Source organism: Phytobacter sp. RSE-02 (genome assembly GCF_040578655.1).
GTDB lineage: Bacteria > Pseudomonadota > Gammaproteobacteria > Enterobacterales > Enterobacteriaceae > Phytobacter > Phytobacter diazotrophicus.
In genome coordinates this window covers 358,637-383,687 of the sequence record NZ_JBEULY010000003.1, presented here as the reverse complement: position 1 = coordinate 383,687, position 25,051 = coordinate 358,637, and the positions used below count along the sequence as shown (strand labels likewise).

At 53.1% G+C, this 25,051-nt stretch carries 35 protein-coding genes; 12 read left to right on the top strand and 23 right to left on the bottom strand.

Translation table 11 applies throughout. The features are described 5' to 3' along the window. The first annotated feature begins 111 nt into the window (after positions 1-111). Positions 112-1,032 (top strand): DMT family transporter, encoded by a 921-nt coding sequence (locus ABU190_RS08810; protein WP_354691067.1) that lies wholly within the window; start codon positions 112-114, stop codon positions 1,030-1,032. On the opposite strand, the gene rutF is transcribed toward ABU190_RS08810, so the two are convergent. The 6 genes from rutF to rutA are packed head-to-tail and all read right to left on the bottom strand — an operon-like array spanning position 1,033 to position 5,112. Beyond that, positions 1,033-1,527, bottom strand: a complete 495-nt coding sequence (gene rutF / locus ABU190_RS08805; RefSeq protein ID WP_354691066.1) for an NADH-dependent FMN reductase RutF — start codon at positions 1,525-1,527, stop codon at positions 1,033-1,035. 6 nt (positions 1,528-1,533) lie between these two features. After that, positions 1,534-2,124, bottom strand: a complete 591-nt coding sequence (locus tag ABU190_RS08800) for a malonic semialdehyde reductase (RefSeq protein WP_039078651.1) — start codon at positions 2,122-2,124, stop codon at positions 1,534-1,536. Continuing rightward, positions 2,121-2,924, bottom strand: coding sequence for a pyrimidine utilization protein D (rutD, locus tag ABU190_RS08795; RefSeq protein WP_354691065.1), 804 nt, complete (start codon positions 2,922-2,924; stop codon positions 2,121-2,123). The genes ABU190_RS08800 and rutD overlap by 4 nt, the downstream gene beginning before the upstream one ends. A gap of 7 nt (positions 2,925-2,931) precedes the next feature. Further along, positions 2,932-3,318: a pyrimidine utilization protein C gene (gene rutC, locus ABU190_RS08790; RefSeq protein WP_039078653.1), complete on the bottom strand. Its 387-nt coding sequence runs from the start codon at positions 3,316-3,318 to the stop codon at positions 2,932-2,934. A 10-nt stretch (positions 3,319-3,328) separates the two neighbouring features. Further along, a complete protein-coding gene (gene rutB, locus ABU190_RS08785) occupies positions 3,329-4,021 on the bottom strand; it encodes a pyrimidine utilization protein B (protein WP_071194645.1) in 693 nt (230 codons plus the stop codon). After that, complete coding sequence (gene rutA, locus ABU190_RS08780) at positions 4,021-5,112, bottom strand: pyrimidine utilization protein A (RefSeq protein ID WP_039078775.1); 1,092 nt, start codon at positions 5,110-5,112, stop codon at positions 4,021-4,023. The genes rutB and rutA overlap by 1 nt, the downstream gene beginning before the upstream one ends. Positions 5,113-5,390: 278 nt before the next feature. On the opposite strand from rutA, the gene rutR reads away from it, so the two are divergent. Further along, entirely contained in the window at positions 5,391-6,029 is a 639-nt protein-coding gene (rutR, locus tag ABU190_RS08775) for an HTH-type transcriptional regulator RutR (protein WP_354691064.1), read from the top strand. On the opposite strand, the gene ABU190_RS08770 is transcribed toward rutR, so the two are convergent. Together ABU190_RS08770 and putA are read right to left on the bottom strand one after the other, a co-directional pair. Continuing rightward, positions 6,026-6,421, bottom strand: coding sequence for a lysozyme inhibitor LprI family protein (locus tag ABU190_RS08770; RefSeq protein ID WP_039078656.1), 396 nt, complete (start codon positions 6,419-6,421; stop codon positions 6,026-6,028). The genes rutR and ABU190_RS08770 overlap by 4 nt on opposite strands. 115 nt (positions 6,422-6,536) lie before the next feature. After that, positions 6,537-10,499: a trifunctional transcriptional regulator/proline dehydrogenase/L-glutamate gamma-semialdehyde dehydrogenase gene (putA, locus tag ABU190_RS08765; protein ID WP_354691063.1), complete on the bottom strand. Its 3,963-nt coding sequence runs from the start codon at positions 10,497-10,499 to the stop codon at positions 6,537-6,539. Positions 10,500-10,887: 388 nt separating this feature from the next. Between putA and putP the strand changes: the two genes are divergently transcribed. Together putP and ABU190_RS08755 are read left to right on the top strand one after the other, a co-directional pair. Beyond that, positions 10,888-12,396 carry a sodium/proline symporter PutP gene (gene putP, locus ABU190_RS08760; RefSeq protein WP_296438860.1) on the top strand — a complete coding sequence of 503 codons (1,509 nt, stop codon included), beginning with the start codon at positions 10,888-10,890 and terminating at the stop codon, positions 12,394-12,396. A 94-nt stretch (positions 12,397-12,490) separates the two neighbouring features. Then, a complete protein-coding gene (locus tag ABU190_RS08755; RefSeq protein WP_108701624.1) occupies positions 12,491-12,922 on the top strand; it encodes a DUF3574 domain-containing protein in 432 nt (143 codons plus the stop codon). Between the two features lie 183 nt (positions 12,923-13,105). Here ABU190_RS08755 and ABU190_RS08750 read toward each other — a convergent pair whose 3' ends face one another. The 15 genes from ABU190_RS08750 to ABU190_RS08680 all read right to left on the bottom strand — a co-directional run bounded on the left by ABU190_RS08750 (position 13,106) and on the right by ABU190_RS08680 (position 19,043). Continuing rightward, positions 13,106-14,284: a tyrosine-type recombinase/integrase gene (locus ABU190_RS08750; RefSeq protein ID WP_354691062.1), complete on the bottom strand. Its 1,179-nt coding sequence runs from the start codon at positions 14,282-14,284 to the stop codon at positions 13,106-13,108. Beyond that, positions 14,239-14,451 carry an excisionase gene (locus ABU190_RS08745; protein ID WP_354691061.1) on the bottom strand — a complete coding sequence of 71 codons (213 nt, stop codon included), beginning with the start codon at positions 14,449-14,451 and terminating at the stop codon, positions 14,239-14,241. The genes ABU190_RS08750 and ABU190_RS08745 overlap by 46 nt, the downstream gene beginning before the upstream one ends. 46 nt (positions 14,452-14,497) lie before the next feature. Next, positions 14,498-14,857: a hypothetical protein gene (locus ABU190_RS08740; RefSeq protein ID WP_354691060.1), complete on the bottom strand. Its 360-nt coding sequence runs from the start codon at positions 14,855-14,857 to the stop codon at positions 14,498-14,500. Next, positions 14,854-15,078, bottom strand: a complete 225-nt coding sequence (locus ABU190_RS08735) for a hypothetical protein (protein WP_354691059.1) — start codon at positions 15,076-15,078, stop codon at positions 14,854-14,856. Before ABU190_RS08735 ends, ABU190_RS08740 begins: the two co-directional genes overlap by 4 nt. Next, positions 15,075-15,296 carry a hypothetical protein gene (locus tag ABU190_RS08730; protein WP_354691058.1) on the bottom strand — a complete coding sequence of 74 codons (222 nt, stop codon included), beginning with the start codon at positions 15,294-15,296 and terminating at the stop codon, positions 15,075-15,077. Before ABU190_RS08730 ends, ABU190_RS08735 begins: the two co-directional genes overlap by 4 nt. Before the next feature lie 199 nt (positions 15,297-15,495). After that, entirely contained in the window at positions 15,496-15,720 is a 225-nt protein-coding gene (locus ABU190_RS08725) for a hypothetical protein (protein WP_125125534.1), read from the bottom strand. Beyond that, complete coding sequence (locus tag ABU190_RS08720; RefSeq protein WP_354691057.1) at positions 15,720-16,136, bottom strand: hypothetical protein; 417 nt, start codon at positions 16,134-16,136, stop codon at positions 15,720-15,722. Before ABU190_RS08720 ends, ABU190_RS08725 begins: the two co-directional genes overlap by 1 nt. Beyond that, positions 16,133-16,354, bottom strand: a complete 222-nt coding sequence (locus ABU190_RS08715) for a hypothetical protein (protein WP_125125532.1) — start codon at positions 16,352-16,354, stop codon at positions 16,133-16,135. Before ABU190_RS08715 ends, ABU190_RS08720 begins: the two co-directional genes overlap by 4 nt. Before the next feature lie 12 nt (positions 16,355-16,366). Then, the gene (locus ABU190_RS08710) at positions 16,367-16,600 is read right to left on the bottom strand and encodes a hypothetical protein (RefSeq protein WP_354691056.1); all 234 of its coding nucleotides are present in this window, start codon (positions 16,598-16,600) and stop codon (positions 16,367-16,369) included. Then, a complete protein-coding gene (locus ABU190_RS08705) occupies positions 16,590-16,943 on the bottom strand; it encodes a hypothetical protein (protein ID WP_354691055.1) in 354 nt (117 codons plus the stop codon). Before ABU190_RS08705 ends, ABU190_RS08710 begins: the two co-directional genes overlap by 11 nt. After that, positions 16,936-17,130, bottom strand: coding sequence for a hypothetical protein (locus ABU190_RS08700; RefSeq protein ID WP_354691054.1), 195 nt, complete (start codon positions 17,128-17,130; stop codon positions 16,936-16,938). The genes ABU190_RS08705 and ABU190_RS08700 overlap by 8 nt, the downstream gene beginning before the upstream one ends. 188 nt (positions 17,131-17,318) lie before the next feature. Further along, positions 17,319-17,741 carry a hypothetical protein gene (locus ABU190_RS08695; protein WP_354691053.1) on the bottom strand — a complete coding sequence of 141 codons (423 nt, stop codon included), beginning with the start codon at positions 17,739-17,741 and terminating at the stop codon, positions 17,319-17,321. After that, the gene (locus ABU190_RS08690) at positions 17,738-17,929 is read right to left on the bottom strand and encodes a hypothetical protein (RefSeq protein ID WP_354691052.1); all 192 of its coding nucleotides are present in this window, start codon (positions 17,927-17,929) and stop codon (positions 17,738-17,740) included. The genes ABU190_RS08695 and ABU190_RS08690 overlap by 4 nt, the downstream gene beginning before the upstream one ends. Continuing rightward, positions 17,926-18,402 carry a helix-turn-helix domain-containing protein gene (locus ABU190_RS08685; RefSeq protein WP_354691051.1) on the bottom strand — a complete coding sequence of 159 codons (477 nt, stop codon included), beginning with the start codon at positions 18,400-18,402 and terminating at the stop codon, positions 17,926-17,928. Before ABU190_RS08685 ends, ABU190_RS08690 begins: the two co-directional genes overlap by 4 nt. Positions 18,403-18,521: 119 nt before the next feature. Then, on the bottom strand, positions 18,522-19,043 hold the full coding sequence (locus tag ABU190_RS08680; protein ID WP_354691050.1) for a helix-turn-helix domain-containing protein: 522 nt from the start codon (positions 19,041-19,043) through the stop codon (positions 18,522-18,524). Between the two features lie 89 nt (positions 19,044-19,132). Here ABU190_RS08680 and ABU190_RS08675 point away from each other — a divergent pair, with 89 nt between their 5' ends. The 8 genes from ABU190_RS08675 (at position 19,133) to ABU190_RS08640 (ending at position 24,958) form a co-directional block, all read left to right on the top strand. Then, complete coding sequence (locus ABU190_RS08675) at positions 19,133-19,351, top strand: Cro/CI family transcriptional regulator (protein ID WP_354691049.1); 219 nt, start codon at positions 19,133-19,135, stop codon at positions 19,349-19,351. 28 nt (positions 19,352-19,379) lie between these two features. After that, positions 19,380-19,949 carry a hypothetical protein gene (locus ABU190_RS08670; protein WP_354691048.1) on the top strand — a complete coding sequence of 190 codons (570 nt, stop codon included), beginning with the start codon at positions 19,380-19,382 and terminating at the stop codon, positions 19,947-19,949. Next, entirely contained in the window at positions 19,928-20,185 is a 258-nt protein-coding gene (locus ABU190_RS08665) for a hypothetical protein (protein ID WP_354691047.1), read from the top strand. Before ABU190_RS08670 ends, ABU190_RS08665 begins: the two co-directional genes overlap by 22 nt. A 96-nt stretch (positions 20,186-20,281) precedes the next feature. Next, positions 20,282-21,160 carry a DNA-binding protein gene (locus ABU190_RS08660; protein WP_354691046.1) on the top strand — a complete coding sequence of 293 codons (879 nt, stop codon included), beginning with the start codon at positions 20,282-20,284 and terminating at the stop codon, positions 21,158-21,160. Between the two features lie 16 nt (positions 21,161-21,176). Then, positions 21,177-22,061: an ATP-binding protein gene (locus ABU190_RS08655; protein ID WP_354691045.1), complete on the top strand. Its 885-nt coding sequence runs from the start codon at positions 21,177-21,179 to the stop codon at positions 22,059-22,061. Next, on the top strand, positions 22,058-23,431 hold the full coding sequence (locus ABU190_RS08650; protein WP_354691044.1) for a DnaB-like helicase C-terminal domain-containing protein: 1,374 nt from the start codon (positions 22,058-22,060) through the stop codon (positions 23,429-23,431). Before ABU190_RS08655 ends, ABU190_RS08650 begins: the two co-directional genes overlap by 4 nt. Then, the gene (locus tag ABU190_RS08645; protein ID WP_354691043.1) at positions 23,428-24,240 is read left to right on the top strand and encodes an antitermination protein; all 813 of its coding nucleotides are present in this window, start codon (positions 23,428-23,430) and stop codon (positions 24,238-24,240) included. The genes ABU190_RS08650 and ABU190_RS08645 overlap by 4 nt, the downstream gene beginning before the upstream one ends. A gap of 199 nt (positions 24,241-24,439) precedes the next feature. Then, positions 24,440-24,958 carry a hypothetical protein gene (locus ABU190_RS08640; RefSeq protein ID WP_354691042.1) on the top strand — a complete coding sequence of 173 codons (519 nt, stop codon included), beginning with the start codon at positions 24,440-24,442 and terminating at the stop codon, positions 24,956-24,958. Positions 24,959-25,051: the final 93 nt, after the last annotated feature.

Genomic DNA, 25,051 nt, shown 5'->3' with positions numbered 1-25,051 from the left:
TTTGACCGTCGCCGTCTGCTCGCCGCCGGGTTTTGCCCGGCGGTTTTTTTTGAGTTGAAGAAACAGGCCACAGGTCGCAAACTAGACGGTTTCCGTTAACCGGTTTGCAACATGCGTACCTCGCGATTCCAGTTCTCCGTTAAACCTCAGGAAGCGCTCCTGATCCTCATCACCATGTTCTGGGGCGGGACATTCCTTGCCGTGCAATATGCGGTCACAATGAGCGGCCCGTTCTTTTTTGTTGGCCTGCGCTTCGCGACGGCCGCGCTGGCGGTGGCGTTACTCTCCTTTAATGTCCTCAAAGGTATCACCTGGCTTGAAGTTAAAGCCGGTGTCGCCATCGGTGTGGCGATTGCGCTGGGTTACAGCCTGCAAACCTGGGGGCTACAGTCTATTCCCAGCAGTAAATCGGCGTTTATTACCGCCATGTACGTCCCGCTGGTGCCGTTGTTGCAGTGGTTATGTCTGGGACGTATACCGGGGCTGATGTCCTGCATTGGCATTCTGCTCGCTTTTATTGGTCTGATTTTGTTGGCCGGGCCGGATGGCAACATGCTGGCGTTGGGGAAAGGCGAAATCATTACGCTGGTAGGCGCGGTGGCGATTGCCGCTGAGATCATTTTGATTAGCGCCTGGGCCGGGAAAGTGGATGTGCGTCGCGTCACCATTGTGCAACTGCTGACAGCTTCGCTGGTGGCGTTCGCGGCCATGGCGCCGGCCGGAGAATCCCTTCCGGATATCTCGCCAACGCTACTGGGGCTGGCAGCGGGGCTGGGCATTTTCAGCGCGATTATCCAGGTCACCATGAACTGGGCACAGCGCAGCGTCTCGCCAACCCGCGCTACGGTTATCTATACCGGGGAACCGGTGTGGGCGGGTATATTTGGCCGTATGGCGGGAGAACGCTTGCCGCTGCTGGCTATTCTGGGGGGCGTGTTTATTGTCGTCGGCGTATTAGTCAGTGAACTGAAATTAAAAAAGAAAACGGCGCCGATGAAAGCGCCGGAAACGACGGCTGAACCGGAGTCCTGATCAGCAGGCCGGGCGCATCAGCGTGTGGTAATGACGATTAAACCACACCAGGCCCTCCGGGGCAGGGTGGTGGATGATAGCTTTAATCTCGCAAAAAAGAATATCGTGCGTCCCCACACTCACCACCTGAGTGATATGGCAGTCAAATGAGGCCAGCGCCCCCTCCAGCCGTGGGCAGCCCGTTTCACCGGTTTGCCATTGCGCTGCGGCAAAGCGCTCCGCCATCGCCGTCTTCCCGCCAAATAAGTTCGACAGTCCCTCCTGACCTGCTGCCAGCGTATTTACGCACAGCGCCCGGTTATGATTAAACACCGGCCAGACCGATGCCGCGCGGTTCAGGCAAACCAGAAGCGTTGGCGGTGAATCGGTGACGCTGCACACGGCGCTGGCGGTAAACCCCGCCTGGCCGGCTTCGCCATCGGTGGTGATAATATTGACCGCTGCCCCTACACAGGCCATGGCGTCGCGGAATGTCTGTTGATTAATCGCCATCATCACCTCTCAAATAAGCTGGCAAGCGTCGTTGAACGCCAGTCGCGGCAGGCGGCCATACAGCTTACTGGCATCGCCATAGCCAATATTGACCAGCAGATTACTGCGCCAGGGGGTATCGCTGAAAAATGTCTTATCCACCAGCGCGCGGTCGAAGCCGGACATCGGTCCGGTATCCAGCCCTAAGGCCCGACAGGCAGCGATAAGATAAGCGGCCTGCATGCTGCTGTTACGAAACGCGGTCTCTTCTGCCAGTTGCGGGCTTGACGTAAACCAGCTTCGCGCGTCGCCATGAGGAAAGAGTTCCGGCAGTCGCTCATAGAATTCGGCGTCCCAGGCGACAATTGCGGTTACGGGCGCGCTGAGCGTTTTGGCCAGATTTCCACTCGATAATGCCGGACGCAGCCGCTCTTTGCCTTCCTCGCTGCGGATAAACACAAAACGCGCCGGGCTACAGTTGGCTGACGTCGGTCCCATTTTGACCAGTTCATAAATTTCGGCGAGTGTCGCATCGCTTACCGGTCTGTCCTGCCAGCCGTTGTGGGTGCGGGCGTCATAAAACAGGGTATTCAGCGCGCTTTGGCTCACGGCTTCACTCATAACAACTCCTTTTCGGCAATGGGCAGTAAGGTTTCCAGCCCGCTGAGTAACAGGGTATTAAAGGCGTCACTGTCGGTGACATTACAGGCGTGCCCACCGCGTTCCATCAGCCGGATTTCACTATGGGGTAACGCGTCGTGCAGCGCTTGCGAACAGGTCCAGGGCACCAACAGATCGTCCCGTGAACAGATAATCAATACAGGGCAGCGGATCTGCGCTGCCGTGGCGCTAAAATCGGCGCGTTTCAGGGCGTTCAGGCGTCGCAGCAGGTTATGCTCGCCCTGAAAATGGGCCAGGGCGAGGGCTTCCTCCGCCTCCATGCGCGGCGCGTGCTCCTCCAGCCAGTCGGCGGGGTAGAGAAACAGCGGCTGCGCCTCAATCCATGCCTGTGCGCCGCCGGCCTGCAATAAGCGCTCGCGGACGTGAAAACAGCGGCGGGTGTGATCGCTCAGTTGCAGCCAGCCATTGACCAGGACCAGCGCGCTGATGCTATGCGGGTAATCCTGCGCCATTTGTAACCCGACCAGTGCTCCCAGCGCGTGGCCAACCACGCAAAAACGGTCAATGCCCGCCTGTTGCAGGGCGCTCAGCAGTTCTGCGGCCATATCGGCGATACGGTAACCATCCGGCAGTGTCGCCGGGTTATTGCCGGTGCCGCATTGATCGTAGCTGACCACCTGATACCGGGTTTGCAGGGCCGCCGTTTGCGCCAGCCAGTAGCTGGCATTGCCGCCAAGTCCGGCAATCAACACCACCACGGGTGCGCCCGCAAAGGGCGGTTCACTGAGGATCAGTTTCATGCAAACCTCACTTTGCGATATGCGCGACGGTGGCGATTTCGACCAGTGCCTCCGGCTTGACCAACCCGCACTGGATACAAAAACGGGCGGGTTTATCGCCGGGGAAGAACTCCGCATAAACTTCATTAATCGCGGCGTAATTTTTCCAGTCGGTGATAAAAATACTGTTGAACGTCACGTCCTCCATCGAGCCGCCCGCCGTTTCGATAACGGTGCGGATCGTCTCCAGCACGTGACGGGTTTGCGCCTTTGGGTCGCCGGGGTAGACCACATTATTTTGCTTATCAAAGGGTAGCGTCCCGGAGACATAGACCACGCCATCTGCCAGCGTACCTGGCACAAACGGCGCAATCGGGGTGGTGGTTCCGGGAGGAATAATGACCTGTTTTGGCATGGTGTTCTCCTTATGCAATTTTGACCCGAGGCTGAGGGGAAAGGGCGTTGCAGAATGTCCCGACATCGCTGACCCAGCCAAAGAACGTTTCGATGTTAAAAAGCGCGGCCTGTTGTGCGAAAGCGGGGCCAGCCTGGTGGGTGGCGTCTTCCAGAACCACGCCGAAATATTCGAGGAAAAAGCCGTCGCGCAGTGTCGACTCCACGCAAACATTGGTGGCTATACCGGTAAACACCAGATGGCGGATGCCACGGCTGCGCAAAATGCTGTCCAGCGGGGTGTTGAAAAAGCCGCTATAGCGGGGCTTCGGCAGCACAATATCGCCGTCCTGCGGCACCAGCTCATCCACTAACTGGTAATCCCAGCCGCCTTTCGCCAGCAGCTTGCCCTGTAACTCAGGACGTTTACGCATTGTCTTAAGCGCGTTGGACTTGTGCCAGTTCGGCGAGCCCGGACCGCCGGCTTCCACATACTGCTCATCCCAGCCATTCTGGAACCAAATAATGAGCATGCCCGCTTCGCGCGCGGCGGCAACGGCGGTTTGAATCTTCTCTATCACCGGCGCGGTGGCGGAGACATCAAACCCCGCCAGGTCGAGGTATCCCCCTTTTGTGGCATAGGCGTTTTGCATATCTACCACAATCAGCGCGCTCTGCGCCGGGTCGAAGCGCAGCGAATCGGGACGGGCGTCAAGCGTTATCATCAGGCGACCTCACGGGTAGGGGCAGGGATCTGGCTGCGGCAGTTCATCAGTGGCTGGATACGCTCACCGAAGGCCTCAATGCCAGTCAGAAAATCATCAAATGTCAGCAGCACGCCATCGGTACCGGGAACAGTAGCCACCTCATCAAGCAGACGCGCGACGGTGGCATACGAGCCGACCAGCGTCCCCATATTGATATTGACGGCGGAGGTGGGGTCAGCCATCTGGCGCACGTTGGTATCGCTGCCGGAGCGGGTATCTTTCTGGCTTTGCTCGGTCAGCCACGCCAGCGCTTCGTCATCCGCGCCTGCCTTGTAGTGTTCCCATTTAGCGCGTGCGGCTTCATCGGTTTCATCGGCGATAACCATAAACAGCACGTACGAGCCCACGTCGCGCCCGGTTTTTTGTGCCGCCTCGCGCATCCTTTCAGCGGTAGGCGCAAATGCCGTTGGGGTGTTGACCCCTTTGCCGAAGCAGAAGTTGTAATCAGCGTATTGCGCTGAAAACGCCATCCCGGCATCGCTTTGCCCGGCGCAAATCACTTTCATGGGCTGCGACGGCTGCGGGCTGACGCGACAGTCATTCATGGTGAAAAACTCACCTTTGAAATCGCTTTTCCCGGTGCCCCATAAATCGCGCAGTACCTGGACATATTCGGTCAGGTAGTCATAACGGCGTGAAAAGTACTCATCGCCGGGCCAGATGCCCATCTGGTCGTATTCCGGCTTTTGCCAGCCGGTGACCAGATTGACGCCGAAACGACCGCCGGAAATGGAGTCGATGGTGGAGGCCATGCGCGCCACAATGGCGGGCGGTAGCGTTAAGGTGGCGGCGGTGGCGTAGATCTGAATCCGCGATGTCACCGCAGCCAGTCCGGCCATCAGGGTGAAGGATTCCAGATTGTGATCCCAGAATTCTGTTTTGCCGCCAAAACCCCGCAGCTTGATCATCGACAGAGCAAAGTCGAAGTGATAATGCTCGGCCTTTTGCACAATTGCCTTATTGAGTTCAAAGGTCGGTTTGTATTGCGGCGCATGGGTGGAAATCAGCCAGCCGTTGTTGCCAATCGGAACGAAAACACCAATTTTCATCTCGTACCTCGCGTTGTCGGTTGAACGTCGGGCGTGGCGTTGCATCCTGCACTCTCCTGTGAGCCTCGCATCAACGATTTAGCAAATGAGATGCCAGTTTTGAAAACTGCATTGTTATTAGTGTGTTAAACAAAAGTTGACGAAATGCAGATTAAAAAAGTGGACTAAATGGTCAAAAACAGTGCACAAAAAACAGGCGCTCTTGCGCCATGGCTGTGCAGGGGTCGAGTCGGCTCGCGCCATTTGATATGCTGAGAAAAATCAATAAGGAGAAAAATATGGCGCAGGATACGGCGAAAAAAGCGGGCAAGCGGACGCAGGCGGTGAACGAGAAAAAAGAGGCCATTCTGGCTGCGGCGCTTGAAACCTTTTCCCTGTATGGCATTCACGGCACGCGCATTGAAAAGGTGGCGGAGCGAGCGGGGGTGTCAAAAACCAATCTTCTCTACTATTACCCTTCCAAAGAAGCGCTCTACCTTGCCGTGTTGCGGCACATTCTTGCTATCTGGCTGGCGCCGTTAAAAGCGTTTCGTGAGGACCTGACCCCGCTGGTGGCGATTGGGGAGTACATCCGCTTAAAGCTTGAAGTTTCGCGTGATAATCCGCAGGCGTCACGGTTGTTCTGCATGGAGATGCTGCAAGGCGCGCCGGTGCTGAAAGAAGAGCTGCAAGGATCGCTGAAAGCGCTGGTGGAAGAGAAATCGGCCATTATTGCCGGTTGGGTAGCCAGCGGCAAACTGGCACCGGTCGACCCGCATCATCTTATTTTTATGATTTGGGCCTCAACCCAGCATTATGCCGATTTCGCCACGCAGGTAGAGGCGGTGACCGGCACAACGTTACAGGATGAGGCCTTTTTTCAGCGCACGGTAGAAAACGTGCAGCGGATGGTGACCGAAGGCATCCGCGTGCGTTAGTTGGCGGTCGGGAAAGGGCAGCTCAGATCTCCCTCCCCGCACTGCAGGAGAGACGAAAGCCAGGCTTCGCGCTCGTTCGTTTTATCGGTCATGCACTGGTTGATGACCATAGGCTGCGCGCTGCCTTGTTCGGAGCCGGAGCCGATAAATGCACAGTCGGCATCACGCAGGGCAATCCAGTTTTTCTGCGCTTTTTTCAGTAAGTCACGCTGTTGTGGCGTGGCGCGTTTGAGTGCCGTCTGCCAGGTCTGGTTGAGCTTTTTGTCCGCCTTGTCGTATTGATCGGCGCTACACATATTCATTTCTGTCTGCGAGATGGCGTTGTCGCAATCCTCCGCCAGTGCGCTGGCGCTGACCAGCAAAACCACCCCTGCAATCAATAAACGTTTCATATTTTCTCCGTATAAAAAAATGCCGGATAGCATTGTGCATATCCGGCATACGGTACTACGGCTTCGCGCTGAATTGTAGCCCCGACATTCGGTACTATCGGCGAGTTTTGTGCCCTTAGCCGATGGTCATCAGGCTGGCATTGCCGCCTGCGGCCGCGGTGTTGATACTCAGCGAACGCTCCAGCCATAAACGCTCCAGCAAAATGTTGCTCTCACCACGGGCAAAACCCTGTACCGAGATGATGGCGCCATCGCGCGTCGCGATATGTCCGCACAGTTCACGTAGCTGATCGGAGTCACCGTGATAGATAACCGCATCAAATGGCTGTGAAAGCAGGTTATCAAGCGCGGCCAGCGTGATCCTTGCGCTGACACTCTCTGGTAACGCGTTATGCAGGGTGCGGTGAAGCTCATCATCTGGCCACAATACCCGACAGCCGCTGGCGAGGGCTGCCGCAAGCTGTGTCAGGCTATCTTCTGCGTTGTCGGCCATGCAGAGAACCGACTCGCGGGGCAGCAGCGTCCAGGTATTGCGTTCACCGGTAGGGCCGGGGAGTACGCGCTGGATCCCGGTCTGGGCCAGTTCGCCAAACCGCTGGCAAATGGCCTGCAATGCCGGTTTATCCTCTGCCCATTGTGTCAGCGCATCCAGCGGTTGGATCAGGCTCGGTTTAAGCTGTGCATCAAGCGGGAAGCGGGCATCGTGACGTGACAGCGTCTGCTTGATGGCCGTTTCCGGGCGGCTGGCGAGCAGGCGATAAAGGTACAGCGGTCCGCCAGCTTTAGGCCCGGTGCCAGATAGCCCTTCACCGCCGAAGGGCTGTACACCCACGACCGCGCCGACCATGTTGCGGTTCACGTACAAATTGCCGACATGCGCGCTGCCGGTGACCTGAGCGATGGTCTCATCGATACGGGTATGAACACCCAGCGTCAGGCCATAACCTGCGGCATTAATCTGACTCACCAGTTTGTCGAGATCGTTGCGGCGGTAGCGCACCACATGCAGCACCGGACCAAAGATCTCTTTTTTCAGCTCGTCCACACTCTCCAGCTCAATGAGCGTTGGCATTACAAAGGTGCCGGTTCGCCATTCACGGGCATCAAGGGTGTTTTCATGGGCCGTCTGGAACACCGGGCGACCTTTCTCGCGCATTGCCTGAATATGTTTCTCAATATTCTCTTTGGCTTCGCGGTCAATCACCGGACCGATATCCGTTGTCAGGCGTCCTGGATTCCCCATGCGACATTCCGCCATTGCGCCGCGCAGCATGGTGAGGGTGTGTTCGGCAATCTCTTCCTGCAGGCAGAGTACGCGCAGTGCCGAACAGCGCTGTCCGGCGCTATCAAAGGCCGAGGCGAGCACATCGACCACCACCTGCTCGGTCAACGCAGAAGAGTCGACAATCATTGCATTCAGCCCGCCTGTTTCGGCGATAAGCGGCGTCGGACGCCCTTGTGCATCCAGTCTTGTGGCAATATTGCGCTGCAACAGGCTTGCCACTTCCGTGGAACCGGTGAACATCACGCCGCGCACCCGGTTATCTGACGTCAACTGCGCGCCTACGGTTTCGCCCCGGCCTGGTAGCAGTTGCAGCACGCCCGCTGGGACGCCCGCTTCCCGCAGAATGGCGACGCCCTGTGCGGCAATCAGCGGTGTCTGTTCTGCCGGTTTTGCCAGCACGGTGTTACCGGCCGCCAGCGCCGCCGCGATTTGACCGGTGAAAATCGCCAGTGGGAAGTTCCACGGGCTGATACAGACCACCGGACCCAGCGGGCGGTGGGTTTCGTTAGCAAAATCTTCCCGTACCTGGCCTGCGTAATAGCGCAGGAAATCGACCGCTTCACGGACTTCGGCAATCGCATTGCTGAATGTTTTGCCTGCTTCGCGTACCAGGATGCCGAGCAGTGTCTGCATCTGATCTTCCATCAGTACCGCTGCACGTTCGAGGATCGCCGCGCGCTCCTGGGGCGGGGTGGCAAACCAGATAGGCGCGTTATTTACCGCACTTTCCAGCGCGCGCGCCACTTCACTGCCGGAGGCTTCCCGAACATAGCCAACAACATCTTTCGGCTCTGCCGGGTTGAGCACGGGCTCCATTTCACCTTCCGCTACCGGGGTTTCCAGTAACGGTTTGGCCTGCCATTTCTGCGTCGTGCTGTTGAGCAGGGAAGAGGAGAGGGAGGCCAGTCGATGTTCATTGGCCAGATCCAGCCCTGCTGAGTTGATACGCCCCTGTCCGTACAGCCAGCGTGGCAGCGGGATTTTCGGATGCGGCAGGCCAACATGGCCTTCTTGTGTCGCCAGTTTCTCTACCGCCAGCACCGGGTCGGCCACCAGTTCATCGAGCGGCAGCGATGTATCGGCAATACGGTTCACAAAGGAGGTATTGGCGCCGTTTTCCAGCAGGCGACGCACCAGATAAGCCAGCAAGGTTTCGTGGGTGCCCACCGGAGCGTAGATGCGGCAAGGGCGGTTCAGCTTGCCGTCCGAGATTTTTCCGACCACCTGCTCGTAGAGCGGCTCGCCCATGCCGTGCAGACACTGGAACTCGTATTGGCCCGGATAGTAGTTTTGCCCCGCCAGTTGATAGATAGCGGCCAGAGTATGGGCGTTGTGGGTGGCGAACTGCGGGTAAATCAAATTCGGCACGGCGAGCAATTTTTTCGCGCAGGCAAGGTAGGAGACGTCGGTATAGACTTTGCGCGTATAGACCGGATACCCCTCCAGCCCTTCCATCTGCGCGCGTTTGATCTCGCTATCCCAGTACGCGCCTTTCACCAGACGGATCATCAGACGACGGCGACTACGTGAGGCCAGATCCGTCAGGTAATCGATGACGAACGGACAGCGTTTCTGGTAGGCCTGAATCACAAAACCGATGCCGTTCCAGCCCGCCAGTTCTGGTTCGAAACAGAGCTTTTCCAGCAGATCGAGGGAGATTTCCAGTCGGTCGGCCTCTTCGGCGTCGATATTGATGCCGATGTCATACTGGCAGGCCAACAGCGCCAGTGATTTCAGGCGCGGGTAGAGCTCGTCCATCATTCTGTCGTACTGGGCGCGGTTGTAGCGCGGGTGCAGCGCAGAGAGCTTAATGGAGATCCCCGGCCCTTCATAAATGCCGCGGCCATTAGAGGCTTTCCCAATCGCGTGGATCGCCTGCTGGTAAGAGACCATGTAGGCCTCAGCATCGGCAGCGGTCAGCGCGGCCTCACCCAGCATATCGTAGGAGTAGCGGAACCCTTTTTCTTCCAGTTTGCGGGCGTTAGCCAGCGCTTCGGCGATGGTTTCCCCGGTGACGAACTGCTCGCCCATCAGGCGCATCGCCATGTCCACCCCCTTGCGGATCAGCGGTTCGCCGCTCTTGCCGATAATGCGGTTAAGCGAGTGCGACAGGCTGGCTTCATTGTGGGTTGAGACCAGTTTGCCGGTAAAGAGTAGGCCCCAGGTGGCGGCATTGACGAACAGCGAGGCGCTGCGGCCAATATGCGATTGCCAGTTACCATTGCTGATTTTGTCGCGGATCAGCGCATCGCGGGTGGCCTTATCAGGAATACGCAACAGCGCCTCTGCCAGGCACATCAGCGCCACCCCTTCTTGCGAAGAAAGTGAAAATTCTTGCAACAAACTCTGTACCATACCCGCCCGGCCGGACGCGGTCTTTTGGTTACGCAGCTTCGCCGCCAGTTGGCTGGCTAACTGCTGGGTATTTTCGGCGATTGGCGGTGCAAGACGCGCCTGCTCAAGCAGCATGGGAACCGCATCCGTTTCCGGGCGACGCCAGGCGGCGGTGATAGCGGCACGTGAAACCGACTGTGGCAAAATGTTTTCGGCGAATTCGAGGAAGGGCTGGGCACTTTCATCAGCGCTGCTATCAGCTTCATCGTTTTCGGCGTACTGACCCGCATGGGTTGCAGGCAATTCTGGAATTATTTCGTTATTTTCGAGTTTTTCCAGGTAGCTAAAGATGGCCTGCTTAATCAGCCAGTGTGGTGTGCGGTCAATCGATGCAGCAGCGGCTTTCAGTCGCTCACGCGTCGCATCATCAAGTTTAACGCCCATGGTGGTGGTACCCATGTTTTTCTCCTGCAATTTTTGTTGTGTGCAGACTATCCGTCATGTTGCAACTTTGTGCAACCTTGTTAAATGTGACTGGGTTAACAAGGTCAATATTGAACGATAAGTTAATTGTATGTAACTGAAATTGGCATGCTGAATTACGGTTAAAAGCGAGTTAGTTTGCGGTAGATAACACTTTTTTAAGGTGCAACCTTTGAAAGTGTGACATGGTGCAACCTGGTGGAAAATAATGACGGTTTCGGGATGAAATTAATGTAAATGCTGTGTTAAATCATTTGTGAATAACCGGGGCTTCCGGCAGGATACGGTCGCTTCATAACAACAATCACATCGCTACCCCGTTCCGGTGGTGAAGATAACGGGTAAATCCTGGAGACTTTTATTGATGGCAATTAGCACACCGCTGCTGGTGACCTTTTTCATTTATATCTTTGGCATGATTCTCATCGGGTTCTTTGCCTGGCGTTCAACGAAAAACTTTGATGACTATATTTTAGGTGGTCGTAGTCTGGGCCCGTTAGTGACTGCGTTATCCGCAGGGGCATCGGACATGAGCGGCTGGTTGCTGATGGGGCTGCCCGGCGCCATTTTTATCTCGGGTATTTCTGAAAGCTGGATCGCCATTGGCCTGACGCTTGGCGCGTGGGTCAACTGGAAGCTGGTCGCAGGCCGTCTGCGCGTGCATACCGAGGTCAACAATAATGCCCTGACGCTGCCGGACTATTTTACCGGCCGTTTTGAAGATAAAAGCCGCCTGCTGCGTATTATCTCGGCGGTCGTCATTCTGGTGTTCTTCACTATTTACTGTGCCTCCGGCATCGTGGCGGGCGCGCGTCTGTTTGAAAGTACCTTCGGCATGACATACGAGCACGCGCTATGGGCGGGTGCGGCGGCAACCATCATCTATACCTTTATCGGCGGTTTCCTGGCGGTAAGCTGGACCGATACCGTACAGGCGAGCCTGATGATTTTCGCCCTGATCCTGACCCCGGTGATTGTGATCCTCTCCGTAGGTGGCCTTGCGGACTCGCTGGAAGTTATCAAGCAGAAAAGCATCGAAAATATCGACATGCTGAAAGGGCTGAACTTCGTTGCCATTATTTCGTTGATGGGCTGGGGGCTGGGATATTTCGGTCAGCCGCATATCCTGGCGCGCTTTATGGCGGCGGATTCCCACCACAGCATCGTCCACGCCCGCCGTATCAGCATGACCTGGATGGTCCTGTGCCTTGCCGGTGCCGTTGCCGTGGGCTTCTTCGGGATTGCCTATTTTACTAACCACCCTGAACAGGCTGGCGCGGTCAATCAGAACGCAGAACGCGTATTCATTGAACTGGCACAGATTCTGTTTAATCCGTGGATTGCCGGGGTGCTGCTGTCAGCGATTCTGGCGGCGGTAATGTCCACCCTGAGCTGCCAGTTGCTGGTGTGCTCCAGCGCACTGACCGAAGATTTCTACAAAGCGTTCCTGCGTAAAAACGCCGGGCAGACCGAGCTGGTCTGGGTTGGCCGCGTAATGGTGCTGCTGGTGGCGCTGGTATCCATTGCGCTGGCGGCAAACCCGGAAAACCGCGTGCTGGGCCTGGTCAGCTACGCATGGGCAGGCTTTGGCGCGGCGTTTGGCCCGGTGGTGCTGTTCTCGGTCATGTGGTCAAAAATGACCCGCAATGGCGCGCTGGCCGGGATGGTTATCGGTGCGGTCACCGTTATCGTCTGGAAGCAGTTCGCCTGGCTGGGGCTGTATGAAATCATTCCGGGCTTTGTGTTCGGTAGCCTTGGCATTGTGGTGTTCAGCCTGCTGGGTAAAGCACCGTCTCGCGCGATGCAAGACCGCTTCGCCGAAGCAGACGCACATTATCACTCTGCGCCACCGACACGCTTGCAGGCCGACTGATCCCTCTTGCTAAACCCGCTTCGGCGGGTTTTTTCTTGATATAACAGTGTATTTACGCTCTTATCACATTGCTTATAACAATGAGGATAGCAAGATGAAGATAAAGACAGGGGTTACTGCACTGGCGTTCGCGGGTTTACTGGCAGGCTGCGTCGCCCAGCCGGCAAAACAGGCACAGCAGCCCGCCCAGAGCTGTAAAGCCGACAATCAGATGCAACAAACCACGCTCTATTTCGGCTTAAGCCGCCCGGCAGGGAAAGATGTCACCGCACAGGAGTGGCAGCAGTTTGTCGATACGGACGTGACGCCGCGCTTTCGTGATGGCCTGACGGTGTTTGACGCGCGCGGACAATGGCTGGGTAACGACGGCAAAGTGGCGAAGGAAGCGAGCAAAGCGTTAATGCTGATCCACGGGAAAGATGCCGGAAGTGAAAGCAATATCGAAACGCTGCGCACGCTCTACAAAACCCGTTTCGGGCAGGAGTCTGTGATGCGGGTTGATCAGCCGGTTTGCGTACAGTTCTGATAAAAAAAACGGCGGGTGTGAAGCCCGCCTCTTAATATTCCGTAACTGCTTGACTGACATATTTTTATTGGTATGAAAAAGCGTTGAAGTGCATATTAAGTGCATTTTGAAATCCATCCTGTGTATATTCTCTGTCCTCAATCACCACATTAAAAGCTTTCATTCTTCCTTCCTGCCGTTCAATTATCGTGCTGTTTTAAGTGGTTTTCGGCTTGTATTGCCGTCGTAATCAGCCATGTATGAACCGTAATTTCTGAAAAGCATTTCTGGCCCCTTATGCCCCATTTGTCCACACAGCCAGAACAGGTTAACCCCGGCGCTAATGTGACGCGTGGCGAACGTATGACGCGTCTGGTATGGATTACGGTAACGGACTCCAGCTTTTTTCAGTGTGGGCTTCCACGCCTTGTTTCTGATTGAGTCTGCGCCCGCCCAGGGCTTCTTGGTTTTAGGGTCAGCAAAGATAAATTTACTATGCATGAAGGTGAATGGCTTCTGCTCTTCCAGCGCCTTCATCGCTTCATCATCCAGTTCAACTTTACGCTTGCCGGCTTTCGTTTTTGTGCCTTTGAGCACGCCAACTACGCTGGCGTTTTGGACGTGTGCTGTACGGCCCGGGAAGTCGATATCATCCCATGAGAGGGCGCACAGCTCTGAGCTGCGCATACCAGTATGAAAAGCAAACCGGAACAGATTTGCCCACTCTTTGAACCGGCAATTATCATAGATAGCCTGTGTTTCATACGGGGCAAATGGATCCACCTCATAATCCCCGCCTTCGCTTGCTTTTCCTGAATGATAACGAGCGGCGTTAACCTGGCTTACAGGGTTCAGGTCAACCAGGCCATCAGTGACAGCCTCATCCATCGCACTACGCAGGAACGAGAGGTTGTTTCTGATCGTTTTAATGGTGGACTTCTTGGCCCTCACCCAGTTCTTGAGAGTAGCGGGGGTCATCTCTTTGGCGTGAAGTGCATGTAATTGCTTAAGCGCACTTCGACATTTTTTATAGCCTTTTATCGTTGATGGTGACAGGTCACGATTTTCACAAATAGTGATATAGTCATCGAGATAATCTTTTATGGTTTTTTTATTGTTCACATTCCCGAATAATTTTGCTTTCTTTGATTCCGGGAAATAGTGAAGGTAAATAAAATCATTGTTGCTTATTTTGTTTTGTATCTCGCCGAGTAAGCGCTCGGCATATTTTATATTTCGAGAGTTAGCATCCATTCGGGAAAGGGATTCCCTGCAAAGAACCCCTTTATATGTAAACGTAATGACTATGGTGCTTCCTGTTTTATTCCGGCGAACCGTTACCCCTCTTGGGAGGGATAAGGATTCTTGTTTTTGCGTGCCCATTTTGCAACCTCGTTTAAGTCGATCCAACGCTCTTTGGAACCATCGACTTTTAAAACATGAACGCCTTCTTGCCACACGCCCCGTTGTAACCGTTTGTTAACAGCATCGAGCGTTTCTCCCATTGAATTGCAGTAGGCCGTGATGGGCACAACATCAAGATTAATCATACTCACCTCACACCACATTCAGGCCACGCTGGTGGCCCGGTGGCTTTCAAAATTCATTCTGACTTGCCGTGTTTTCCATCTTCTCCGTTGCCAGACGAGCGCAACGCTCGAAAGAGGATGGCGTAACGATTTCGCGAAGCTCTGCAATCAGGTACTGATCATGGTTATGCATATTTCGCTCCTTCTCCTCCTGACGAAGAACGGCCAGGCGAGCCGTAATTAGCCGGCGCTTCGCTTTGACGGCGCGTAAAGCCGTTTCCGCCCTCTTACGCCACACGTTACTGCTGCTTGGTTGCGCGATCTGCAACTCAATACTCAACTGTGCACGCTCAGCGTTGACCAATTGCTCCAGGCAAACGGCAATGGTGCTCAGATTGCTGGTATCAATAAGGATTTTCTGCGTCATTTTGATGTCTCCTGTTCAGCAGCAACAATGGCGTCAACGGCATTCATTAGGCTATCTGCCATTTCTTCGTAACTATCAAAGGCGTCGTGATTGAAAAACGCACCCACGGTGACAGGAGCTAACTGGGCAATCAGATGCTGGCGATAATTCATACCTTTGTCGCCCAGCCCACACCCGGGGCGAGCTGGAACAGGAAATGTTGGGAAATTGCCATTGCTCATCGTGATGCCTCATGTAATGCGATTGTGAATGCCATCCACATTCTTTGTGATGGGCCAGAAATAACGGTTTTCATGCGAAAGAAACCGGTACGGCTATTAATGATTCCGGTCTGAAACAGCACGGTATCGACGATCCGCGTGTGACGACGGTACTCAAATATGGAACTGGTGATGGATATCGTGGCCACGGCACCTTTATCCTGGAAATCAATATTCATGCTTTCGGCTCCCGGGCGTTTTCGGGGCGTGGTGCTCGCTGGTTCCAGATAAGCGACGCCGCTTCACGATCATTCGGTGGCAGGTTCAATCCGCAGCACGAGCAGTACAGAGAAACCCATTCAGTATGCTCAGGTACGGATGAAATGACCGTTGTAGTCCCGATCTGATCGTTTCCGCAAAGCGGACATGGCAGGAGTTTCATTTTGTCTTTACCTTTGTGAGGGTGATTCCAATGTGTTTCGCATAACGGCGCATGCTGCGATTTAGAGGCATCTGCACGTTGCCATCTCCGATCTCGTATTGGGATACGAACAGTTCTGTTTTGCTCTGCTCGGTAACTGGCTCCCGCGTCAGCCGGTGTCCCTGCGCCAGGGTCACACCGCACAATCCCTGACGGGTCTTACTGTTGCGTTTCTTTGCCATTAGCGAACCCCGGGTGGCTTACTTGCCTGCAGGTCTGCCTGTTCTTTCACATAGCGGTCGTGCATGGCATCCCACTTCGCCAGCCACTTCTGTGCTTCACGCTTGCTGGCGAGCATGCGGCGCAACCGTCGGACGGTACGCTGGTGAGCCAGGGAGTATTCCTGCGTGACGGCGCCGCGCACCCAAACTTCACCCTCCGATCTCATCTCTCGTGCATCAGGGTGGCGTTCCGACAGGCCGGAACGAGCGAAAGCGTGCGATGTCAGAAAGTGCGCCAGATGCCGGATGGCAGTATCACGGCTAAAGCAGCGCTTCATACGTCCGTGATGTGCAGCAACAAACAGATCGCCGACGGGCGTGTGGTACTTCTGGAACGCCAGATCAATGGCGCTGGCGTGAATGCGTTTATCAGTCATTTTCTGTCCTTAACCTTTGAGTATTTTTCATGGCTCATCACTTCCCAGTTCTGGCCGCCATCGCGTGACAGCATCCGCCAGCGCCGGTTAACCCGAAGGCTCAGATTTCCTGAGCGATGCATACGGCAGGGATGAACCCGTTTGTTTCTGTACTGGCGTAGAACGAAAACCGCCTGTTCATGCACCCACTCAGGAATGCGTATTGCTGTCAGTGCCACAGGTATCTCCCGTTAATCCGTGCTGGGGGGGGTAACAGTCCATCCGAACTTACGGGCCAGATCGATAAACCCGTCCAGGCTGAGAATCATCTCGTCGTCAGTAAGGCGACGTTCAGAGACCAGGCCGCCTTGCAGGTACACCAGTACGCGACCGGAGAAGTCCGGGGAGACGTGCAGGTCAACTGTCCGCACTGGTAACGGAATCGAAACGCCGTCGCGCACAAACGTTTTCTGGTCAGCATGCATTCTGGAGCCTCCGTTTTTTCATCGCTTCTTCGGCCAGGGTTTCAATTAACGCATCCATGAAATAAACGGCATCAGGCGTTAATTTGCTTCTGCCCATACAGTCGGCGTAATGCTCCGAAATAATGGATTCCGCTTCGGCGCGCCTGTGCGTGTCGTAAATCATTTCTTCGAAGAGCTTTCTTAACGCTTTCGTTAATACTTCTTCGGATAACTCAACCGGGAATAAAGCTCCGTTATCCAGTTTTGCCATCTGAATGTTTCCACCCGTTCTGCGCATAACGGAATCCAGTTTTGCTTGTACAAGTCGGCGGCGACGGGTTTCAATCAGGTTATTTTTATCCATTGCGACGTTTCTCCTCAGCGTTAGCCCATGAAGAAATCTGGCTGGCTAATTCGAAACTCAGACCGATAAGAGATTCGGTCTGCCCTGGCTCCATCTCCTTAAACTGAGAAAACATTAAATCCAGCAACTGATATAAGTTTTCAGCAGTGTCGCGGACCGCATCAATTGTGCTGTTGTTATTGACCATAATTAACACCCATAAGCCTTACACAGATATAACCGGGCGATATGTGCATACGGCTCGCCACAACTTGCAATCAGGCATGCCGACCTGTACGCATCTTTGTCTTTGATGAATGTCATAATTTATCCTCACTCGATTTTGAGTTGCAGAAATCCCCGCCAGTTAAGGCGTTATTAAATTCAGTTTTCTGATTAATTAATTTTCGCTTCGATGCTTTTCAGTATTTCATGTGTTTTAATAGCGTTATCGCAAATTACCGCCGCCATCAGGCAATCAGGGTCATCACTGTCTTTTTCGGTAAAATATGACTCACTATAAACGTGAATAAGCTCCCTGAGTTTCGCCGCGCTAACCGTTGCGTAAAATACATCATCCGCAATATCAGAACCGATCCCTTCGGGGGGGGGCGATACTGCATTTTTGTTTTTTATCAGCTCATCAATATAACCATAAGTGGTTTCTCGGGTTTTATCGAGAGAGCGAATCAGGCAGGCTATCCCGCAATCAGTTTCCTCGTTCATTTCCCCAGAATTTTTATAAATCATTTCAAGAAGCGTATTACCTTCGGAAATCTGAGCAGCAATATCATTGAGCATTTCTTCGGGAGTTTTCATTTCTGATTCTCCAGCGCGTGATCGGCAGCGGCTTCGGCGTATAGTTTTGCCTGTTGAAAAATGCAGTCACCTAAATCAGAACCGTCATCTTTATCGGTAATTGAAATAAGCAGACCTACTTCGATCATTACTGCGATGTTACGGAACGCATCTACTGATTGCAGGGAAAGACCTTTGAAGGTTTTCATTCGGCAGCCTCTGGGTTATTGCCAGTCAGCAACCAAATCGGATCGCATTTGAGGGCGTTGGCCAGCGGAAGAATATATTTCCATGAAGGTTCGGTGATACCTAACTCCCACTGAGTAACCGCATCGGCTGTTACTCCAATCGACTCAGCTAACTGTTCCTGCGTTAATTGTTGAGATTTGCGAAGTTCGCGAATAGTGCCACCGATAGAAGTGTTTCTGTGTGACGAATGGATGCGGAAGCTGATATCCGTTTGGTGTACTACTCCTGCGTGGTTAGCTGGATTTGTCGTATGGAAATTGATTTTTTTTTCAAGATTAATAATTTTATTTAGAGCCAGAAGTGAAAGATTGGATGATAGTTCAACGTCACTTTCATCTCCTGATAGGAGATGGGCTGATGTCTCTAGTATTGAGCGAATTACGATAAGTGAATCGCCCATGTCAGATGCAGTTAGTGGTAATTCGGTAGTCATATTCACCTCTGGCTGGATAGCTGGTAGAGGTGAATATAATTAATAAAAATTGATTGATCAAGTTTGATTTAAAATATATTTGATATTTATTTTAACATCATGTTTTTAAAGTGATTAAATCACATCCCGTCTTTTAGTTGCTTGTAAATGCGATCAGCTCTGGCGATCTCTTCTGCTGCATTATCCTTCCATTGCTCTATCGTATGTATAAGAACATCAGCTCTGCGTGATTCATCAAGATCACAAAAATACATTAGCAAATTATGTAAATCATCAATAAAATCAATGTCATCCTTGTATTTTTCAGGGATGTAAGACCGTAGGGTTTGACTTTGAGCTTGGTCGATTTCTCGCTTTTCTCTCTTTTTTATTCTGTTAGCGTCGTGGTCGGAGAGGATTTTTTGATTATTTTCATCAACCGTAGTGCCTTCCAGTAACCACGACACATCACACTGCAAAACCCGCGCTAGGGTCGAAATACTATTACCCCCGGGTGCCACCTTCCCGTTTTCCCATAAGGAAATTGCCTGCATTGTCATTCCCAGTTCTTTTGCTACATCCGCTTGCTTGAGTCCAAGCTCGTTACGTCGTGCTCGAATCCTGGTTCCTATTGCAATATTTGAGTTGAGTGGTGTTTCCATTTCTAACTCCATTATAATTGTGTATTGGTGAATTTTATTGTATGTTCATTTAAGTAGATACATTTTACTTTACATGCATTGGTGACTCAATGAATAAATCAATTGTAGTTGATTTTTACGGCTCCCAGCGAGCTATCGCAACTGCGCTGGGGGTTAGTGATCAGGCGGTATCTAATTGGGGTGACGTAATCCCCAAAGGCGCAGCCCTTGAGCTGGAAAAGATCACTAACGGCGCCCTCATATGCGACCTGAGTCTGTATAAGGGCCGTCAGCGTAAAAACAAGCGCGTACAACAGCCAGAAGCGTGACATGTCATATCAATCAACTGGAGTAGGTATGAACGATAAACCGTACATCTACGTAGGGAATTTGTCAGACGGTGAGTTGATTAAATGGCTGGAGGGGCGCGTCCTTGCGCTGAAATCCCTCAACTGGAACCGGGAAGAGCAAGCCTTGTTAGAAAGACAACTATCTGATGCTATGGCGAAGGAACACCCGCTTACGGCTGTTGCGTATGCAGGAATAGTTCGCCCAGCTCCTTATTCCATTCCTCATCATGCAGATCATCAAATTCAAGTTGAGACGCCTTTTCAATCACGGCAGAAAGAAACCCCTGAGCGAGAAAACGCCGGCGCCGTATTTTTCCCGGTGCTGATGAAGAAACACGTCGAGGATGAAAAGTTGCGCAGTTCTGTGGCTGACCTTCAAATCCTCGTTGCTACTGGTGAAGTGGCCATATTTAACATCACGAATGTTGATGACGTGATTTTTGATGTTTTCCCAGAGACGGGAGTAATTAGACATGTCGAACCTCCTGCGGTCCGTAGGTGTGGGAACCGAAAGGATATACCGGAGGCAGGTTCGGCACCAACGGAGGAGAGGTTATGCACCCTGTTGATTTCCTAAAAAAACACATCATCGCGAAGCTGGTGGCAGAGGGATTCAGTGAGGCGGTTGCCAGGGGGGGCGACAAGGGCGTTGAGCATTACCGGCGCATGTCGCAACCGAGCAAAAAGGGCGCCGCGTTTGATGACTGCCTCTGTCACGCCCGTCAGTGGGCTGTCGGTCAGACAACAGCAGCGGAGCGTAAGGCGGGCAAGAAAAAACCCGGAAGAGAGGCAACTCAACCGGGTTTGTTTTGACTTCCTACCTTGCGTCTTTTTGAAACTACCTCAGGAGTAATTCCATGAAAAACAATACCAGAACACCCAATTTCAAATCAAGCCCAGGTGTACACCATGAGACCTTCTGATCTGTTACTCGATTTCGGGCGCCCTGTCGCTTACTACCCTGGGCTGGTAAAGGTCATGGGCAGCCCTCATGCGGTTATTTTTTTCAGCCAGATATTTTACTGGCAGGACAAAACTCACGCTGAGGAGGGTGTACACAAGACGCGTGAAGCCATTGAGGCTGAAACCGGCCTGACGTTTGACCAGCAGGCCACAGCCCGCAAACAACTTGTCTCGCGTGGCATTCTTCTGGAAACGCACAAGCGCCTCGAGCACAAAGTTTACTTTCGCATCGACTGTGATTGTCTTGATGAAATTATCAATGAAAACAACACTGTTCCCCGAAATGGGGAAACCCGTTTTCGGGAAGAGGGAAAAGCCGACTTCGGGAAACCGGAAACGCCCTCTCCGCGAACACGGGAAACCCCTCGCCGCGAGTCGGGAAAATCCCATTTCGATCCTACAGAGATTACAACAGAGATTACTTCAGAGAATACAAACACTGGCGCATCGGCTGACGCCTCTGCACCGGCTTGTCCTGCAAAACAGGATTATTCACCTGAGTTTGAAACAGCGTGGCAGGTATACCCAAAACGCGCTGGTGGTAATTCCAAAGCCGCCGCCTTCAAGGCCTGGAAAGCGCGCCTGAAAGACGGAGTTAAACCTGAAACCATGCTGACAGGCGTGAAGCGATACGCAGCCTATGCCCGTGCGACAGGTAGCACCGGGACTCAGTTCGTCAAGCAGGCCGCGACGTTCTTCGGCCCTGACCGACACTTTGACGAACCCTGGCAGGCACCATCCGCTCCCAGAGGTGGGCGACGAAACGTACTCCCGGCATCGGGTTTTAGTGAGCAGGATTATGGCGAGTCGGACTGCAACTGGTGATAACGGAGTGATTAACATGTTGGATCTTAATCAGCGCTCAGAGCGCGAGGCGCTGAAAGCGCAGCAGGAAAACCTCAGCGAAGAACTGTCATTTGCTGTTGAGCATAAAAAACCCTGGCAGTTTGGTCACTGGCACAGTGGCGAAATCAGGACCATTGAATGCACTGCGAATGCCGGACATGGCGATTTCGGGCAGTTCACGCTGATCGGCAAAGACCTTCGGGGCAACGAAAACTTCAAGGTCTCACGTTGCCCCGCCTGTATTCGCGATGAGATCGCTCAGGTCGACGAGAAGCTGCGTTCGCTGCGCGTGTCTGACCTGCTGAGCGAAGCCGGGATTGCCCGCCGCTTTGAACATTGCGAATTCGCCACTTATCAGCCCGTAACCCCGGGCGCAGCCAAAAACCTTTCAGCCTGTCAGCGTTATGCCGAAAGCTGGCCAGACCGCCTTGCTGCAGGAACCGGACTGGTGATGCTGGGAAAATGCGGGACAGGCAAAAACCACCTCGCCGTTTCTCTGGCGAAAACCATCATTCGTAACCATCTTGCGCGGGTGGAAATCACCGACGTTATGCGCCTGACCCGTGCCGTAAAAAACACCTGGCGCAATAATTCCGACCACACCGAGGATGACGTACTGGACCACTTCATTTCGCTGGATCTGCTGATTATCGACGAGGTGGGTGTGCAGTTCGGTAGCCAGGCCGAATCAGCCATCCTGCAGGAGGTTATCAATGCCCGCTACGAGAGTATTTTGCCTACCATCCTGATCAGTAACCTGACATTTGACCAACTGAAAGATGCGATTGGTGAGCGCATCGTCGATCGCGTCACTGACGGCGGGCGAAACCGCCAGGTGTTTAACTGGGAAAGCTATCGCAGCAATGGAGTGACCGAATGACGTCTGTGTGGAAAAACACCGATCTGGAAGGGGCGGTGATTGGTGCAATACTCCTGCGTGGTGCGGATCCCGAAGTGATGGATGTGATATCCCGACTGCCGGCAACCGCGTTTTCTGTCAGCCAGTACCGGGATATTTACGCCGGGGTATGCCGACAGGCAAGAGGCACTGGCGTTATCGACCCGATACTGCTGTGTGGTCAGATGCCCGGGTATGAGGCCATTATCAGTGCCACGGCACCCATCGCCTGGGCAAAATCCTCGCTACCCTCGTATGTCGCAACACTGATGCGCAATGCTGCTGTCCGGGACGCGTATCAGGTTATCGAAACCGCGATGGATAGTATCCGCAATGCTGCTACCGGTGAGGCTGCTGTGGCTGCACTGGAGCAGGCACAAAGCGCTATGGCCTGCATCGGTATCGATGACGGACTGGTGCAGCCTGTTGCGATTGATGAGTTACTCCCGGGCGTCGTTGAGAAGGTGGAAGCCAGAATGCAGGGGCGCGACGCGGGTCACCTGCTGCTTACCGGCATTACTGAGATGGACGAGAAAACGGGAGGTATTGAACCTGGTGACCTGGTGTTTATTGCCGCACGCCCGTCAATGGGCAAGACAGAACTGGCGCTGGATATTATCGATAAGGTGTCAGAGCGGGGGCAGGGCGTACTGCTCTTCTCGCTGGAGATGTCCAGTATTCAGATAACCGAGCGCATGGTTTCCGCCGCGGGCGGAATGCCCGTATCGCGCCTCAAGGCCGCTGATAAATTTGAAGACGAGGACTGGGCAAGACTGTCGACGGGCGTCGGGCGACTGACGGGGCGCAAGGTCTGGATGGTTGACGCCACAAACCTGACGCTTGATCAGATTAGCCAGACAGCCACCCGGTGGAAGATTGCACACCCGGAAATGGCACTGGTGGTCATTGATTATCTGGCGCTTATCAGAATCCAGAGTGCCGCACGATATGACCTGGCTGTTGGTGAGGTGTCGAAGGGGCTAAAGAGGCTGGCAAAGGCAAACCAGATACCCGTTATCGCCCTGAGTCAACTTTCCCGCGGCGTTGAATCCCGCCCCAATAAGCGCCCAATGAACTCTGATTTAAAAAACTCCGGGGAAATCGAAGCGGATGCGGACATCATCATGATGCTCTACCGCGATGAAGTCTATAACCCGGAGTCAATGGCGAAAGGTATCGCCGAAATCAATGTCACAAAACAACGCAACGGTGCGCTCGGCACGGTATATCGCCGTTTCTTTAACGGACACTTCCTGCCAGTCGACCAGGATGAGGCCCGCCGCCGGTGCACACCACAACAAAGAACACAGCCTAAACGTTATAGCGGTCAGAAGTGGGAGAATGCGCAATGAAAATGGAATCAGGTCTCAAACATTTCAGCCCCCAGGGAATGCTCATCAATGATGATACGAAGAGCACCTCACCCGACCGACTTAATGGCACTGATATCATGTATGCGTTTGGAGCCACCAGCAGCCGCGCACGGTTCGGCCTGGCAGCATTCCTCGGAAAAGCTGGGGTTAGCAAGTCTGATGAGCAACTGGCGGTTCAGGCGCTGGCACGATACGCAATGGAGGTCGCGCCGAAGAACGTTCGTAAAGCTGCTGGTGGGCAATTCGGAAACTGTATGATGCTTATCGCGCAATTCGCTTTCGCAGAATACTCACGCTCGGCGGCCAGCACAGCAACCTGCCTCCGTTGCAACGGCACAGGGAAAACCACCGCGACGCAGGTCACGCGTAAAGTATCCTACCCGTGGGGAAAAGCACCTTACTGGGCCAGTCGCTCCCGCGCTGTTCATCCGTCAGACTGGGAGCAATGGACAGAGGTAACGGAGATTGTCCCGGCTAAATGTGAAGCTTGCGACGGCAAGGGCCAGTTAAGCGCACGCTGCCGCTGTGGCGGAAAAGGCGAGGTGCTCGACCGCAAGGCGACAAAAGAAAAGGGCTCGCCGGTATTCAAGGTCTGTGAGCGTTGTAGTGGTAATGGTTTTACGGTCACGCCGTCCACAGTGGCTCACAAAGCAATCCTCAAATTCGTGCCTGACCTCCATGTCAGAACGTGGACAAGGAACTGGAAGCCATTCTATGAATCGCTGGTGGATGTGTGCAACGCGGGCGAGAACAATGCCGCGCGAGAATTTGAACGTGTCACACGATAGCGACAATATTTAGCATTTTTGAAACGTAGCACTTGATTTTGTCCGAAGTTGTCTAGTATGCTTCTGATTATGGATTCGTGCGTCTGAAACGAATAGTTATTTGAAACCTCGCCTCGGCGGGGTTTTTTACTGCTTAAACAAGTCGTTGTAAACTACACATGTGATATCGTTATGTGAATAGCTTACATGGAGCCTATAAATGATTTCCTTTAGCGACTTTAAAAGTAAGAGAAACGAGTTAAAAGAAAAACGAATTGCATATAGGAATAAAATACGGGAAGCCTCGCAAATATTTTTAGACACTTACATTCAATCTTTAGAGTTGCCGTCTAAATCTTTCCAGAGTATAAATGGTGAAACACATCCTTATGTGTATGTTGCAATAGATGGTCAAGGTGTACATCCTGAAAATGCCTTTGATAAGGCTCGCGTTGATTTGGAAAACGGTCTTGCATTTGAATTAATAACAGCATTTGATGATGATCCTCAGCGATATAAATATCACCGCATTAGTTTAACAATGTATTTGATTAGCGGTGATGATGAACCAACCTTATCATTAGGAAATGGTAATGTTTTTTGCAATATTAAGGATTCTCAAAAAATACAAGAAGCATGCGAGCTTATAAAGCACAAAATTCTACTTGAGATAGAAAGTGAACAAATCGGAAAGAAAAAGATCAAGGAAAATGGAAAGCACCAAAATCTATGGGAATAATGTAATTTAATTCGCGTATTTCTTTTATAAAGGCTCGCTTCGGCGGGTCTTTGTCGTATTAAGGCCTCACTGACCGCGGCTCATTCCCCCTCC

Excerpts from the sequence above, each read along its gene's own strand:
- ABU190_RS08810 (WP_354691067.1), top strand. The coding sequence starts at position 112 with ATGCGTACCTCGCGATTCCAGTTCTCCGTTAAACCTCAGGAAGCGCTC.
- rutF (WP_354691066.1), bottom strand. The coding sequence starts at position 1,527 with ATGATGGCGATTAATCAACAGACATTCCGCGACGCCATGGCCTGTGTA.
- ABU190_RS08800 (WP_039078651.1), bottom strand. The coding sequence starts at position 2,124 with ATGAGTGAAGCCGTGAGCCAAAGCGCGCTGAATACCCTGTTTTATGAC.
- rutD (WP_354691065.1), bottom strand. The coding sequence starts at position 2,924 with ATGAAACTGATCCTCAGTGAACCGCCCTTTGCGGGCGCACCCGTGGTG.
- rutC (WP_039078653.1), bottom strand. The coding sequence starts at position 3,318 with ATGCCAAAACAGGTCATTATTCCTCCCGGAACCACCACCCCGATTGCG.
- rutB (WP_071194645.1), bottom strand. The coding sequence starts at position 4,021 with ATGATAACGCTTGACGCCCGTCCCGATTCGCTGCGCTTCGACCCGGCG.
- rutA (WP_039078775.1), bottom strand. The coding sequence starts at position 5,112 with ATGAAAATTGGTGTTTTCGTTCCGATTGGCAACAACGGCTGGCTGATT.
- rutR (WP_354691064.1), top strand. The coding sequence starts at position 5,391 with ATGGCGCAGGATACGGCGAAAAAAGCGGGCAAGCGGACGCAGGCGGTG.
- ABU190_RS08770 (WP_039078656.1), bottom strand. The coding sequence starts at position 6,421 with ATGAAACGTTTATTGATTGCAGGGGTGGTTTTGCTGGTCAGCGCCAGC.
- putA (WP_354691063.1), bottom strand. The coding sequence starts at position 10,499 with ATGGGTACCACCACCATGGGCGTTAAACTTGATGATGCGACGCGTGAG.
- putP (WP_296438860.1), top strand. The coding sequence starts at position 10,888 with ATGGCAATTAGCACACCGCTGCTGGTGACCTTTTTCATTTATATCTTT.
- ABU190_RS08755 (WP_108701624.1), top strand. The coding sequence starts at position 12,491 with ATGAAGATAAAGACAGGGGTTACTGCACTGGCGTTCGCGGGTTTACTG.
- ABU190_RS08750 (WP_354691062.1), bottom strand. The coding sequence starts at position 14,284 with ATGGGCACGCAAAAACAAGAATCCTTATCCCTCCCAAGAGGGGTAACG.
- ABU190_RS08745 (WP_354691061.1), bottom strand. The coding sequence starts at position 14,451 with ATGATTAATCTTGATGTTGTGCCCATCACGGCCTACTGCAATTCAATG.
- ABU190_RS08740 (WP_354691060.1), bottom strand. The coding sequence starts at position 14,857 with ATGACGCAGAAAATCCTTATTGATACCAGCAATCTGAGCACCATTGCC.
- ABU190_RS08735 (WP_354691059.1), bottom strand. The coding sequence starts at position 15,078 with ATGAGCAATGGCAATTTCCCAACATTTCCTGTTCCAGCTCGCCCCGGG.
- ABU190_RS08730 (WP_354691058.1), bottom strand. The coding sequence starts at position 15,296 with ATGAATATTGATTTCCAGGATAAAGGTGCCGTGGCCACGATATCCATC.
- ABU190_RS08725 (WP_125125534.1), bottom strand. The coding sequence starts at position 15,720 with ATGGCAAAGAAACGCAACAGTAAGACCCGTCAGGGATTGTGCGGTGTG.
- ABU190_RS08720 (WP_354691057.1), bottom strand. The coding sequence starts at position 16,136 with ATGACTGATAAACGCATTCACGCCAGCGCCATTGATCTGGCGTTCCAG.
- ABU190_RS08710 (WP_354691056.1), bottom strand. The coding sequence starts at position 16,600 with ATGCATGCTGACCAGAAAACGTTTGTGCGCGACGGCGTTTCGATTCCG.
- ABU190_RS08705 (WP_354691055.1), bottom strand. The coding sequence starts at position 16,943 with ATGGATAAAAATAACCTGATTGAAACCCGTCGCCGCCGACTTGTACAA.
- ABU190_RS08700 (WP_354691054.1), bottom strand. The coding sequence starts at position 17,130 with ATGGTCAATAACAACAGCACAATTGATGCGGTCCGCGACACTGCTGAA.
- ABU190_RS08695 (WP_354691053.1), bottom strand. The coding sequence starts at position 17,741 with ATGAAAACTCCCGAAGAAATGCTCAATGATATTGCTGCTCAGATTTCC.
- ABU190_RS08690 (WP_354691052.1), bottom strand. The coding sequence starts at position 17,929 with ATGAAAACCTTCAAAGGTCTTTCCCTGCAATCAGTAGATGCGTTCCGT.
- ABU190_RS08685 (WP_354691051.1), bottom strand. The coding sequence starts at position 18,402 with ATGACTACCGAATTACCACTAACTGCATCTGACATGGGCGATTCACTT.
- ABU190_RS08680 (WP_354691050.1), bottom strand. The coding sequence starts at position 19,043 with ATGGAAACACCACTCAACTCAAATATTGCAATAGGAACCAGGATTCGA.
- ABU190_RS08675 (WP_354691049.1), top strand. The coding sequence starts at position 19,133 with ATGAATAAATCAATTGTAGTTGATTTTTACGGCTCCCAGCGAGCTATC.
- ABU190_RS08670 (WP_354691048.1), top strand. The coding sequence starts at position 19,380 with ATGAACGATAAACCGTACATCTACGTAGGGAATTTGTCAGACGGTGAG.
- ABU190_RS08665 (WP_354691047.1), top strand. The coding sequence starts at position 19,928 with ATGCACCCTGTTGATTTCCTAAAAAAACACATCATCGCGAAGCTGGTG.
- ABU190_RS08660 (WP_354691046.1), top strand. The coding sequence starts at position 20,282 with ATGAGACCTTCTGATCTGTTACTCGATTTCGGGCGCCCTGTCGCTTAC.
- ABU190_RS08655 (WP_354691045.1), top strand. The coding sequence starts at position 21,177 with ATGTTGGATCTTAATCAGCGCTCAGAGCGCGAGGCGCTGAAAGCGCAG.
- ABU190_RS08650 (WP_354691044.1), top strand. The coding sequence starts at position 22,058 with ATGACGTCTGTGTGGAAAAACACCGATCTGGAAGGGGCGGTGATTGGT.
- ABU190_RS08645 (WP_354691043.1), top strand. The coding sequence starts at position 23,428 with ATGAAAATGGAATCAGGTCTCAAACATTTCAGCCCCCAGGGAATGCTC.
- ABU190_RS08640 (WP_354691042.1), top strand. The coding sequence starts at position 24,440 with ATGATTTCCTTTAGCGACTTTAAAAGTAAGAGAAACGAGTTAAAAGAA.